Source organism: Azospira sp. I09, assembly GCF_009177135.1.
Classification (GTDB): Bacteria; Pseudomonadota; Gammaproteobacteria; order Burkholderiales; family Rhodocyclaceae; genus Azospira; species Azospira oryzae.
Map to the genome: position 1 here is coordinate 1601139 of NZ_AP021844.1, position 13242 is coordinate 1614380.

Here is a 13242-nt window from a genome sequence, read left to right on the forward strand (position 1 = left end):
CCCTTTCCGGTGGAGTACGTCAGGCTCCCGACACGGCCTTGTGCAAACGGCTGCCGCCCAGCCAGGCGGCCAGCCCGGCCAGGCTGACGATGCCGCCGCAGAGGCAGACGCCGCTCCAGCCGGCAGCGCCGTAGGCGGCGGCGGAGACCAGGGAGCCGGCGGCGCCGCCGATGAAATAGCAGGTCATGTAGGCCGCCGTCAGCCGGTTGCGGGCCTCGGGCCGGATGCGGTAGATGGCGCCCTGGTTGCTCACGTGCACGCCCTGCACCGCCAGGTCCAGGGCCAGCACGCCGAGGATCAGGGCCGCCAGGAACAGGGGCGCGAAATAGAGGGCGCCCCAGGAGAGCAGCAGCAGCCACCAGCCCAGGGTGGTGGCCCGGTCGCCGTGGCCCCGGTCCGCCAGATGGCCGACGGCGGAGGCAGCCAGGGCGCCGGCGGCGCCGGCCAGGCCGAAGAGGCCGATGGTGACTTCGGAAAAGCCGTAGGCGGGGCCGGCCAGGAGGAAGGCCATGGAAGTCCACAACACGCTGAAGGCGGCGAAGGCGGCGGCGCCGAGGAAGGCCCGCAGGCGCAGGCTCGGCTCCTCCCGGAAAAGGCCGAGCACCGACAGCAGCAGCCGCGGATAGCTGAGGCCGACGCTGTGCTGGTAGCGGGGCAGGCGCCGGGCCAGCACCAGGGCCGCCAGGGCCATGGCCGCGGCGCCGACCCAATAGACCGTGCGCCAGCCGCCCAGGGTGGCCAGGGCCCCGGCCACGGTACGGGCCAGCAGGATGCCCAGCAGCAGGCCGCTCATCACCGTGCCCACCACCTTGCCGCGCTGGGCCGGCGCCGCCAGGGTCGCCGCCAGGGGCACCAGCACCTGGGCCACCACGGAGAACAGGCCGGCCAGGGCGGTGCCGACGAAGACGCCGGCCATGGAGGGCGACAGGGCGGTGACCAGCAGGCCCGCCGCCGCCAGCAGGGTCATCACCACGATCAGGCGGCGCCGCTCCAGCAGGTCACCCAGGGGCACGATCAGCAGCAGGCCCAGGGCGTAGCCCAGCTGGGCCGTAGTGACGATGGCCCCGGCCCCGGCGGCGGACAGCCCCATCTCCCGGGCGATGGCCGGCAGCAGGGGCTGGGCGTAATAGTTGCCGGCCACGGCCAGGCCGGTGGCGACGGACATGATGGGCACCAGGCCGGGCGTCAGGCCCGGGGTGGCAGGAACGGCGGCAGCAGAGGACACGGCAATCTCCAGGGGAAGGTGGGCGCCCCGGTCCCGGCCGGAGCGGCGTTATGTGGCGCCAGTATGGGAATGGCCGATCAATGACGCCAATGCATTGTTATCATCCAACCAATCCATTTTTCAGATTGATCGCCATGAACCTGCGCCAGATCGACTATGCCGTGGCAGTGGCAGAAACCGGCAGCTTCACCCGGGCCGCCGAGCGCTGCCACACAGTGCAATCCGCCCTCAGCCACCAGATCTCCCGCCTGGAGGAGCAGCTGGGAGCCCGCCTCTTCGAGCGCACCTCCCGCCGGGTGGCCCTGACCCCGGCCGGCCGCACCTTTCTCACCCACGCCCGCCAGGTGCAGGAAGCCGCCCGTCGCCTGGGAGACGAAATGGCCGCCGCCACCGGCGAGATCCGGGGCACCCTGACCCTGGGCACCATTTCCACCCTCACCGTGGTAAACCTGCCCGCCCTCCTCGCCGAATTCCACCGCCGCCACCCCCAGGTGGACATCCGCCTGCACACCGGCATGAGCGACCGCCTGCTGGAGGAACTGCGGCAGCAGGAAACCGACGCCGCCTTCATCGGCGTCTGGCCCGGCGAGCCGGTGGCCGGGGTGGACGCCCGCCTCCTCAGCGAAGAGCCCCTGGTAGCCCTGCTGCACCCGAACCATGCCCTGGCCGGGCGCAAGCGCCTGAGCCTGGCCGAACTGGCCCGGCAAACCCTGGTGGACTACCAGGCCGGCACCGGCCCCCGGCAACAGACCGACGCCGCCTTCCAGGCCGCCGCCATCGAGCGCCGGGTGACGGTGGAGGTCAATCACGTGGAATGGCTGGAGGCCCTGGTGCGGCAAAACGTCGGCATCGCCCTGGTGCCCCTGGCGACGGCGGCCCACTACCCGGGGCTGGTCACCATCCCGGTCCAGGCCGCGCCCCGCCGCCGGGTCTACTTCGCCTGGGGCCGCCACCCCACCCCGGCCGCCCTGGCCTTTCTTGGGCTGGTGCAGCAGGCGCTGGAGTGAGCGGCGGGACGCTCAGGGCATCCCGGTCTGGGAGGCAGGAGGGACGGACCTTTCGGCCATGGCATGGCGGAGAGGGGCGTCGCTGTTGGGTTGTGGGGCTGGTGCTTTTCGGCAGGGGATATTGCCTGTGAGGCTGAATCCTCAGGCGTGGTGGGTTGATTGACCGCTGTGTTCCGCGCCTGACGCGCGGGTTACTTGTTCTTGTCTCGCCAAGAATAAGTAACCAACAAGAAGGCGAGCCCGGTTTGGCGCCCCTGCGGGGTCCCCTGCGCTACTCGCTTCCGGCGGGGGCTGCGCAACTCGGCCTACGGCCTCAGACAGTGCTCGCCCATTTTCCGCCAGAAGCTCCGTTGCTCGGCGCCGCACAGGGCGGGATTGGCGCTTGCCGAATTCAGCTATCGACCTAAAACGGGAATGACCTAGGGAAAGCAGATGTTCAACGTTAAATTAAGCGGCGCGCCGCTTGTGGCGCGTCTGAGCGACTGAAGGGAACGGTTTTGATGTGATGTTAGGGAGCATTAGTTCCTAAACTCACATCAATTGTTTGACATGTTGAAAGCTACACGTCGTTGGTGGCGTATCGCTCAAGAAACGCCATTTAACAACGACATGATCAGCAGCCCGGATTGAAAAAACGTAATTACACTGGTCCGATCTGCGACTTACGAGTTCATAGGTTTGGGAATTCACTTCACGCCGCTCAAATGACCACTCAATCGGATGGTCATATTTCGGCAATGGCTTTCCGACATATTGATCCAACACCGTTTCCATATCTTGGTAAGTGACCATAGGAACACAGCCACATAGAAAGCACAGAATCGAGAGAAAAATACCTTTCTCGACGGCAGCCACAAGCATGCGCGGCTCCCTAACGTGGAGCTAATCGGACCTGCGCGGATTTTCGCGCAGGTCCGGTTGAGTGCAGACAGACATAGCGATGAGAACTACAACCATACCAATTGACCTCAAATGATTTTGAAGTACCCCGTGAGATGCCATCCAACTATCCAGCAGATTAGTGAAAAAGCACCGCCGATATATACAACAATGCCACCAACGACTGGATCGGCAACTCGCGAAAGAGCCACAACAAGAATTGCGGCAAACCCAAAGGCGGTGTTCCCAACTGTGACGAGAGTGCTGCCGATTCGATGCTTTTGGCTAGGAGGCAGCCGTGTCAGAGGCGATTTCTCAGTTCGTGATCGGCGACGACCAAATACGAACCACGCAATCAGCGCCATGCTAATAATGCCGGCAAGACTGCCCGCAAGACGATCAGCAAATCCCAACATCCCAATCAAGGCGGCAAGTAAGGCCCATAGAACCCCACCCGCGATTAGGCATAGGCCGAAAAACTGAGAGATCAGGATGTTAAGGGGTGGCATCAGTCGGTGCCCAACGTGGAAGTGAGGGGTAGCCGGAGCGAAGCGTAGGGAACCACAAGCGCAGCTTGTGGCTGTCCCGCTCGACTGCAAAGTTAGAAGTGTCAGGCGGGTAGAGCATATGAGACCTTTGTGCCCGCGACAGTGATAAGCCCTTGCTCTTTGAGCTCATTCAGTAACGACTGAAGCTCCTGCTCGGGGAGTTGTTTTTGGAACATTGAGCTGATGGTGCTGGTGAGCGTCTTAACGGCCCGAGGCTTTGATGCGCCTCTGCGCTTGAGGTCGGCAACGATCACAGCAATTTTCTCGCTCGGTGATTTTGAGTTTGAGGCTTTCACGATGGGGATGTCGGTCACATCCTTGGAGCGACAAGCAAATATCTTCCTGGTCTTCAGGTGTGTGATTAGCGGGTCAAAGCCCGTATCCTTTGACACGATGTGGAAGTAAGCGTCGGGCTCTTTACTTGCCAAGGCTCCGATGTAGTATGCAACGTGAAAATCGAGAGCATTTGAACCATTGCCAGAAATCTTGATGTACTCGGCCCGCTCTCCCATTTGCTGAAGAACAGATGCAACCTCGAAGGTAACTTTGGCTTGGTTGGCGCCGACAAAGACGATGACTTTGAAATGCTCCTTGTTGAGCACGGCCATCGCTTCTGGCTGCACGTTCTCGTAATCGATGAGTACGTAGTTTGTTCGCAAGTTTCCCCCGGGATTTATGAGACTTCTAACGTAGAGGTGACCGGCGCTGCGCGGTCTTATCGCGCAGCGTCCAGCGACCGAAGGGAGCGCGGTCGACCGCCATGTTATGTTTTGGAAGTTGGTAATGACGCAGACTCAACAAGCCTGCAAAAAACATTTTTAATTCTCCCCTGCACAAGAGCAACCTCAGTGGAGTCTCCCGTTTCAACGGAAAGGATACTGACACCACTATCGAAGTACGCATCAGAAGGAGAAGCTGAAAAATTGAACTTGAGATTGTATTGATCAAGCTCGAATTCTGCTTTTATGGCGTCTTCGAAATCGTCGCTGAGAAAGCCATTAGATTTGCAGCTTGGGAAATGTATGGTGATCGACAGTTCTTTCATTGTTTGCCCCTCATGAAACGTTAAATTTTCCAGAAAAAATCTCCATCAACCGGCAGACTCATCAGCATTGATTCGATTTCGTGAACTAATTTAATCGCTTGATCTGTTAGCGCTATTACGTCTTCTTTTCTGAGATAGACCTCGTTACCGTCTTTGTCGTACCCAGCGCGATGCACACAGTGGTGACGGATGAGAACTGCCTGAAAAAGCCATTTGACCTCACCAAAATCAACCTCCAATACCGAGGAGTAAAGAGGTTTTACCTTTGCAATGTCATGAAAAATTAACCCTTTCAGATACTCGCTTAGGTCATTCTTTAGGTCTTCTCTCTTGGTGAATATCTCCTGAACTGTAAATTTTCGTTTGGCGAACTCAGGGTCATTTTCAACAAGCCGCCTCATGTGGCTCTCAGAGGAAAGCGCATAGTGGATAAAAGTTGAGGAAAGATATGCCTCAACCGTGGCAACCACGTGCCCGAAAAGCATGACTATCAGGTTTTTTTCATACTTTGGGTTAACTGCATGATTGAGAATTTCTAGGGTTGCTTCGATATTCTCATCAAAAATTTCGAGACGACTTTTCCCCTCTACAGTCCAATCATCTTCGTATTGATCGTGGTCGTGAAATTGGTATTCGCGATCAAACTCTTCTGATAGTTCATCCCACCCCTCGGTATCCTCATCTGCTTCTGGGTCATCTAGCCTTTCGCGTATCCACTCGGCCCTTTCTTCCCAGGCCTCGTCCTCCATGCGCTCCATCCATCTTTGCTTTGCTAGGCCCACAGAAACCTCCCAGAAACATAACTAGTAGTAGACGACAAAAGTGTCCAATAAAAACGGGGCTGTCCAATATCCTGGAACACCGGACAGCCGAATCGATTGTCCCGCAACGGATTCAGCGAACCTTCCGTTTACTGGCCTCACTAAAAATCCGTGAAACCGGACAGCCTCAAACTTACCGACAGGACACCAGAATCGCAACCAAAAGTTGCAAATCGCATATCCCAAAGAACTACCCCCCAGCCCCAACCGGCGCGACCACCTTCGCTACGCCACCGGTTTTCCATCCCCTTCCACCCCCGCCGAGCAGCGCAAGGCGGGCGGGGGGCTTTCGGCGAGGACTGTTTGAGGCCCGAAGGGCCGAGTTCCGCAGCCGCCCCGTCCGACTGAGCAGCGCAGGGGAGCCCGCAGGGCCGGGGGTGAGGGTCGCCTTCTTGTTGGTTACTTGTTCTTGGCGAGACAAGAATAAGTAACCCGCGCGTCAGGCGCGGAACACAGCCGCAAAATCAACAGTCCACGCCCAACCAATCCCCCAGTAACAAAGCCTCCCCACCCCGCCACCAAACAAAAAGGACGGCCATCTCCACCATACCCCGGCGGAAATGCCCGTCCTTCCTGCCTCCTGGCGCACCCCGGTGCGCCGGCCAATTCAAACCCCGCTAATCCGGCTCACCAGCCGTAATAGACGCCCCCGCCCCGGCGGTAGTAGGGCCCCCAGCGCGGACCCCAGAAGGGATCGTAGTAGGGCATGGCCCGCAGCCGCTCCTGCTGCCGCACGGCCTCCACCTCCCGGGCGTTCTGCTGTTCCTTTTCCGTCAGGGTGGTGGCCAGATCGGCCCGCAGGGCCTTTTCCCGGTATTCGTGCAGGTAGTCGAGCACCGCCACCGGCAAGCCCTGGCGGGTCAGGTCCAGCACCTGGCTGGGGGTGGGGTCGAGGCGGGTCTGGGTTTCCTTGAGGCGGGCGATGATGGCGTCGGCCTTCATGCCGGACTTGGCCATGGCCACCAGTTCGGGAAAGCCCAGCTTGGGCGTGTCGGGCGCCAGGCGCTGCATCTGCTCGGGAGTGAGGCGGGCCAGCTTGGGGGTGGCGGTGCCGTCGGGAGGGGCGCTGGCGCAGCCGGCCAGCAGGGTCAGGGGCAGCAGGAGCGGGAATAGGCGGCGATGCACGGTCATGATGCTTTCTCCTCCATTACGGGGCCGGGATCAGGGAGAGACCCCACGGCCGGCCCCCTGGTTCCGGAACCGGCCCGGCGAACACCAGGCGGCGGAACCCCGGGGACGCAGCCTGAGCGTCAGGCCCGGGGCTGCGGGCCAGGCGTGTCGCCGTAAACAGTACGCAACTACGGCAAGGCGACACCACAACGCCCGCGGCCTCCGGGCCGGGTACTCAGGCGGTGCCGCCGACGGTGAGGCCGTCGATGCGCAGGGTGGGCTGGCCCACGCCCACGGGCACGGACTGGCCGTCCTTGCCGCAGGTGCCGACGCCCGGGTCCAGGCCCAGGTCGTTGCCGATCATCTTCACCCGGGTCAGGGCGTCCGGGCCGTTGCCGATGAGGGTGGCGCCCTTCACCGGGTAGAGCACCTTGCCGTTTTCCACCATGTAGGCTTCGGACATGGAGAAGACGAACTTGCCGCTGGTGATGTCCACCTGGCCGCCGCCGAAATTGACGGCGTAGATGCCCTTCTTCACCGACTTGAGGATTTCCTCCGGCGACTTGTCGCCGGCCAGCATGATGGTGTTGGTCATGCGCGGCAGGGGCAGGTGGGCGAAAGATTCGCGGCGGCCGTTGCCGGTGGGCTCGACGCCCATGAGGCGGGCGTTGAGGGAATCCTGCATGTAGCCTTTCAGGATGCCGTCCTCGATCAGCACGGTGCGGCGGGTGGGGTTGCCCTCGTCGTCGATGTTGAGGGAGCCGCGACGGTCCGGCAGGGTGCCGTCGTCCACCACGGTGACGCCCTTGGCGGCGACCCGCTCGCCGATACGGCCGGAGAAGGCGGAGGAGCCCTTGCGGTTGAAATCGCCCTCGAGGCCGTGGCCGATGGCTTCGTGCAGCAGGATGCCGGGCCAGCCGGGGCCGAGCACCACGGTCATGGTGCCGGCCGGCGCGGGCCGGGCGTCCAGGTTGGTGACGGCCTGATGCACGGCTTCGGCGGCGTAGCGCTTGAGCACTTCCTCGCTGAAGTAACCGTAGTCGTAGCGGCCGCCGCCGCCGGCGGAGCCCTGCTCCCGCTTGCCCTTGCCGCCATCCACGATGACGGTGACGGAGACCCGCACCAGGGGCCGCACGTCGGCGGCCAGACGGCCGTCGCTGCCGGCCACCAGCACCACGTCGTATTCGCTGGCGAGGGAGGCCATGACCTGGGTGACGCGGGAATCGATGGCCCGGGCGTAGCCTTCCAGGCGTTCCAGCAGCTTCACCTTGTCGGCAGCCTGCAGGGAGGGAATGGGGTCCTGGGCCGGATAGAGGCCGTGGCCCTTGCGCCCCTTCAGCTTGGGCGCCGTGCCCGACTGGCCGACGGCGCCGATGGCGCGCACGGCGGCGGCAGCGTCGCCGAGGGCGTTGCGGCTGATGTCGTCGGAGTAGGCAAAGGCGGTCTTCTCGCCGGAGATGGCGCGCACGCCGACGCCCTGGTCGATGTTGAAGCTGCCGGATTTGACGATGCCCTCCTCCAGGCTCCAGGCCTCGGCCCGGCTGTACTGGAAGTAGAGGTCGGCGTAATCCACGTCGTTCTTCATGATCTGGCCGAATACCTCGGACAGGCGCTTGTCGTCCAGGCCGTAGGGGGTCAGCAACAGGGATTCGGCTTGCTTGATGATCTTGCTCATGGGGAAACCTAAAGCCTTAAATAACTTTTGCCACAGAGGGCACAGAGTTCACAGAGTTTTTAGCGATCGAGTCCTGGCTCTGCGTGGATAACGGAAGGGTCACAGCACCCGGTGCTTGAGGGCCGGCAGGTTGGCCCGGGTCTCGGCGATGCAGCCGTGGTCGAGCAGGCCCAGGACCACGCCGGGGCCTTTCAGCTTGCGGTCCACGATGGTGCCCCAGGGGTCCACGATCATGCTGTTGCCGTGGGTCTCCCGGCCGTTCTCGTGCTTGCCGCCCTGGCCCACGGCCAGCACGTAGCACTGGTTCTCGATGGCCCGGGCCCGCAGCAGGATTTCCCAGTGGGCGCGGCCGGTGGTCTCGGTGAAGGCGGCGGGCACCACGATCAGGTCCACCGGCGCCAGGCGGCGGTACAGCTCGGGGAAGCGCAGGTCGTAGCAGATGGAAAGACCGATGCGGCCATAGGGCGTGTCAAAGGCCACCGGCTCGCTGCCGGCCTCGATGGAGGCGGCCTCGTCGTAACGCTCCAGGCCCTTCTGGAAGCCGAACAGGTGGATCTTGTCGTAGCGGGCCACACGCTGGCCGGCCGGGTCGTAGACCACGGTGGAATTCATCACCTTCGCCGCGTCCTTCGCCTCCAGGGGAATGGAGCCGCCGATGAGCCAGATGCCGTGCTGCTTTGCCGTGGCGGCGAGGAATTCCTGGATCGGGCCGTGGCCGTCGGCTTCCCGCACCTTGACCTTGTCGCCCTCGGCCATGCCCATGATGGGGAAATACTCGGGCAGGGCGACGATGCGGGCGCCCTGGGCCGCCGCTTCGGCGACGCCGTGGGCGGCGGCCGCCAGGTTGTCGGCGACCCGGGGGCCGGACACCAGCTGCACGGCGGCGATCAGGGCATTTTCGGTCTTCTGGCGCTCAGGGCTTGGCGGATTCATCGGTCTTGGCCTTCTCGGATTTATCGGCTTTGGCGGCGGATACTTTTTCCACCTTGGGGTCTTCCCAGCTGCCGGTGACGGCGTATTCGAAAGCAAAAATCTGGTCCACCGGATTCTGCAGCACTTTCTGGGCGATGAGGGCGGCCACGCCGGCCACCGGATTGACCAGGGCCGCCGTGCCCAGGGCCACGGAGCTGCCCAGGGCCGGCTGCACCCGCACCCGCAGGTTCTGGGTTTCGTTGTCCAGGTTGATGTCGCCCTTGATGCCCACCTTGGCCGCCGGACCGTCGATGCTGAGGTCAGAGGTCTTCATCAGACCATTCTGCACCTTGAAGGTGCCCTCCACATTGTCGAAGGCGAAACCTTCGGAGAAGACGTCGCGGAAATCCAGGGTGATGCGCCGGGGCAGGGACTGCAGGGAAAGCAGGCCGATGAGCTTGCCGATGCCCGGCTCCACCTTGGCGAACTGGCCCTTTTCCGCCGTCAGCTTGACCTCGCCGGAGAGGCTGGGAATGTCCAGGGTGGTGGGCGTGTTGTTCCAGGCCAGCTTGCCCGCCAGGGTGGCGCTGCCCCGCTTGAGGGTGCCGGGGAAGCCCAGGCGGTCCAGGTACTTGCCGGCATCCCCCGCTTCCAGCTTGAATTCCACGTCGGTGCGGTGGGCGCCCCGGGGATCGGTGCGCCACAGGCCCTTGCCGTTGATGGAACCGTCCGGGCTGGAGAGCAGCACCTTGTCCAGGCGCCATACCCGGCCTTCGTTGCGGGCCAGCAGTTCGAGCTTGCCGAAGCGGCGGCTGCCCAGGGTGAAGCTGTCGGCAACGATGTCCAGGCCCGGCAGTTCGTCCTGGCTCTCGGCCTCGCCCAGGCGCTGCATGGCTTCCTGCTGGGGCGTGCTTTCCGGCAGGGTAAGGTATTTGAGGCGGGCCTTGACCCTGCCCTGGCCGGCGCCGTCCCAGTTGATCTGGCCGGCGGCTTCCTTGGCGTTGACCTCCACCTGCCAGCTGTTGCCGGCGGGCGCCGCCTTCAGGGTGACGTCGTGCAGGCGCCGCCCGGAGATGTCCAGCAGGGGCGTCTTCAGCACCGCCAGGGAGAGGGGCGCCGCCGACTCGCCGGCGGCGGCGCTGCCGCCACTACTGGCGCTAGTGCCGTTGCCGTTGACCGGGGTCAGGGCCTTGCGCCAGAAATCCGCATCCACGCTGGGCAGGTTCACCGTCAGGGCGAGGCCCCGCTCGGGCAGGCTGAGGCCTTCGCCGATGGCGATGGCGCCGCGCTCGGTGACCGGGCCGGCGGCTTCCCGGCGGCGGATGATGTGGGCGCTGGCCAGCTTGCCCAGGGTGAATTTCACCTGTTCCCTCGCCACCGGCGCCGGCGCGCCCTTGCGGGGGGCGGTTTCGGCCAGGGCGCCCCGCTCCAGGTGCAGGGGCAGGGCGGCGGCGGCGCTCTTGTTGAAGGGCTCGGGCAGGCTGGAGGCCAGGCCCTTGAGGTCGGAATCCACCACCAGCTCCGCCGTCTTCTTGCGCACCCGCACCTCGCCCTTCCAGGCGGCGCTGCCGGAGACGTTGTCGAACAGGGGCAGGTCCAGCTGGCGGCGCAGGGCAGCGGCGGTGAGGCTGCCGGAGGCATTGACCAGCACCTTGTCGCCCTCGTTGCTGGCGGAGAGCTTCATGGGGCCGCCGAGGAACTGGCCGGTGATTTCCTTGACGCTGATGCCGGCGTCGGTGAAGTGCAGGCGGCCGTTGGCCTGGGTGATGGGCGGCAGGCCCGGCTCCACCGTCACCTGGTTGTTGAGGAATTCGTAGTCGCCCTTGATGCGGCTGTCGGCCATGCGGCGCAGGAACAGTTCCAGCTGCAGGTTGAGGCGGCCTTCGCCCTGGGCCTTCATGCCGTCGGTGAAGTTGTCGATCTTGTTGCCCACCGGGCTCTGGTCGATGAACTTGAGGAATTCGCCGGTGGGGCCTTCGGCCTTGCCGGTGATGCTGAGCAACTCCTCCGGCGCCTCCAGGTCGGCGATCTCGGCCTTGACGCCGGAGAGGCGGGCCCCCAGCAGCTTGGCGCTCTTGGCTTCGATCAGCATGCGGGCGCCCTCGAAACGCAGGGAGCCCTGGATGTCGTCGATGCGGGGCCAGCCGGAGGCGTATTCCAGGGTGGCACCGTTGATGCGGGCGGTGACCAGGAACTGGCCGTCCTTGGGGTCGAGGAAGGGGAAGCGGGCCAGGTCGCCCTTGAGCACCAGCTTGGCCTCGGAGGCGGTGCCGCCGGTGATGGAACTCTTCAGCCAGTCCCGGGCATCCTGGGACACCACCTTGGGCATGTAGCGCCAGACGGCGGTGCCGTCGGCCTTGCTGATGCCGGCGGTGAGGTCGATGCTGCCGGGGCCGTCGCCGCTGAGGCGGTAGGTGCCCTGGGCCGAGCCGGTGGCGTCGGGGCCGTTGAAGGTGAGGCTGTCCAGGCTGACGTCGAGGCGGCTGCCGTCGATCTTCCAGCTGACCTGGCTGTTGAGGGCATCCACCGCCAGGCGCGGATCGGGGAAGACCTGGGGCAGTTCCAGCTGGGCCTTGGCCGAGCGCAGGGTGAGGCTGCCGCCCCGGTCCCCGGCGTCCACCGTGCCGCTCATGCCGGAAAAGCCCGGGAAGCGGCTGCTGGCCTTGATGCCGAGGCCGTCGAAGCGGGCCTTGAGGTTGTAGTCCTGAGGCTTGCCCTCGTTTTCCGTCCAGCTGGCCTTGAGGTCCCGCACCAGGCCCCGGGGGGCGTAGTCGTTCAGCCACTGGCGCACCTCGGCCCCCAGGGGCAGGTGCTCGGCCAGGGCCGCCAGGGCGCCCAGGTCCAGGGTGGTGGCGGCGGCGCTGCCGCGGCGGCGGTCGGAGAAAAGGCCGCCCTCCTGCCAGGAGAAGGCGAAATCCGTGGGTTCCAGGCTGGTGCCGTCCCGGGTGGCAAGGCCGACCCGCTTGCCGGAGAAGCGGGTGTCGCCGTTGCGCCGCTCGCCGCTGATGCGGCCCGCCAGGCGCAGCAGGTCCAGTTCCGGCAGGTCCTTGGCCAGCTTCAGGCGCAGGTCCTGCAGCCCCACGTCGGCGGTGGCCGCCACGGGCAGGCCCTTTTCCACCTCCAGCCACAGGCGCAGGGCGCCGCTGCCCTGGGGCAGGGAAACGGGGTAATCGACCCAGGCCTGCCAGGCCGCCAGGTCGGTGTGCACGAATTCGGTGTACAGCTCGCCGCTCCAGTCCTCCAGCTGCTGCGGATCGGAGCCCCGCAGGTCGCCCCGCAGGTCGAGGCGGGAAGCCAGTTCCGCCGGCGGCAGGGCAGAGAGGCCGAAGCGGTGGCGGCGGCCCCGGTTCTCCAGGAGGAAATTCACCGCCTCCAGAGTCAGGGGCGGGGCGCCCCGCTGCAGGTCTTCCCAGACGATGGTGGCGTCCTTGATGTGGATGCGCTCCTGGCTCAGCACCCAGTGCAGGGCGCTGCCGTCGCTCTTGCCGTCTTCCAGGGGAATGCCGGCCACCTCGAAGCGGCCGTCGGCGAGGCGCCGCACCAGCAGGGTCGGCTCGCTGATTTCCAGCAGGTGCAGGCGGGGCGAGAGGTGGGGCACGCTCCACCAGGAGAGCACGCTCTCCACCCGCTCGAAGGCCAGGGCCGGATAGCCCTGCCTGTCGGCCACCCGCACGTCGGCCAGGGTCAGCTCGGGGCGCAGGCCGCGCCAGCCGGCGTCGATGTGGCCGATGGTGACCGGCAGGCCGACGGCCTGGCTCACCGCCTGTTCGATGTCGGCCCGGTAGTTGCCCACGTTGGGCAGCACCCAGTAGCGCAGGGCCAGCACCAGGAAGGCGAAGACGAAATAGACCACCACCCCCGCCACCAGGGCCAGGCGGCCGGCGCGGCGCCAGAACTGGCGCGCCCGGGGGCTGACGAGGAAGGGCAGGAGGGCGTGCAGGCGGTGGTAAAGGGCCGACCGCAGGACGGAATCAGTCATGGGCCTCGACCGGCAACAGGGCGGAGGCGGCGGCAACGATG

10 protein-coding genes are annotated in these 13242 nt (G+C 64.7%); 1 reads left to right on the plus strand and 9 read right to left on the minus strand.

What is annotated here, in order from left to right:
- Positions 1–19: 19 nt before the first annotated feature.
- A complete protein-coding gene (locus AZSP09_RS07410) occupies positions 20–1225 on the minus strand; it encodes an MFS transporter (RefSeq protein ID WP_152089624.1) in 1206 nt (401 codons plus the stop codon).
- A gap of 134 nt (positions 1226–1359) precedes the next feature.
- Between AZSP09_RS07410 and AZSP09_RS07415 the strand changes: the two genes are divergently transcribed.
- Complete coding sequence (locus AZSP09_RS07415) at positions 1360–2232, plus strand: LysR family transcriptional regulator (protein ID WP_152089625.1); 873 nt, start codon at positions 1360–1362, stop codon at positions 2230–2232.
- A gap of 531 nt (positions 2233–2763) precedes the next feature.
- Here the strand turns inward: AZSP09_RS07415 and AZSP09_RS07420 are convergent.
- From AZSP09_RS07420 to AZSP09_RS07455, 8 genes are all read right to left on the minus strand, one after another.
- Positions 2764–3093: a hypothetical protein gene (locus AZSP09_RS07420; protein ID WP_152089626.1), complete on the minus strand. Its 330-nt coding sequence runs from the start codon at positions 3091–3093 to the stop codon at positions 2764–2766.
- Positions 3094–3721: 628 nt separating this feature from the next.
- The gene (locus tag AZSP09_RS07425; RefSeq protein ID WP_152089627.1) at positions 3722–4318 is read right to left on the minus strand and encodes a PIN domain-containing protein; all 597 of its coding nucleotides are present in this window, start codon (positions 4316–4318) and stop codon (positions 3722–3724) included.
- A gap of 104 nt (positions 4319–4422) precedes the next feature.
- Positions 4423–4704, minus strand: coding sequence for a hypothetical protein (locus AZSP09_RS07430; RefSeq protein ID WP_152089628.1), 282 nt, complete (start codon positions 4702–4704; stop codon positions 4423–4425).
- Positions 4705–4724: 20 nt separating this feature from the next.
- Positions 4725–5453, minus strand: coding sequence for a hypothetical protein (locus tag AZSP09_RS07435; RefSeq protein WP_152089629.1), 729 nt, complete (start codon positions 5451–5453; stop codon positions 4725–4727).
- 699 nt (positions 5454–6152) lie between these two features.
- Positions 6153–6656, minus strand: coding sequence for a hypothetical protein (locus tag AZSP09_RS07440; protein WP_152089630.1), 504 nt, complete (start codon positions 6654–6656; stop codon positions 6153–6155).
- A gap of 214 nt (positions 6657–6870) precedes the next feature.
- Entirely contained in the window at positions 6871–8310 is a 1440-nt protein-coding gene (gene tldD, locus AZSP09_RS07445; protein WP_152089631.1) for a metalloprotease TldD, read from the minus strand.
- A 99-nt stretch (positions 8311–8409) separates the two neighbouring features.
- Entirely contained in the window at positions 8410–9243 is an 834-nt protein-coding gene (locus AZSP09_RS07450) for a carbon-nitrogen hydrolase family protein (RefSeq protein ID WP_014238411.1), read from the minus strand.
- Positions 9224–13201, minus strand: coding sequence for a YhdP family protein (locus AZSP09_RS07455; RefSeq protein ID WP_152089632.1), 3978 nt, complete (start codon positions 13199–13201; stop codon positions 9224–9226). Before AZSP09_RS07455 ends, AZSP09_RS07450 begins: the two co-directional genes overlap by 20 nt.
- Positions 13202–13242: the final 41 nt, after the last annotated feature.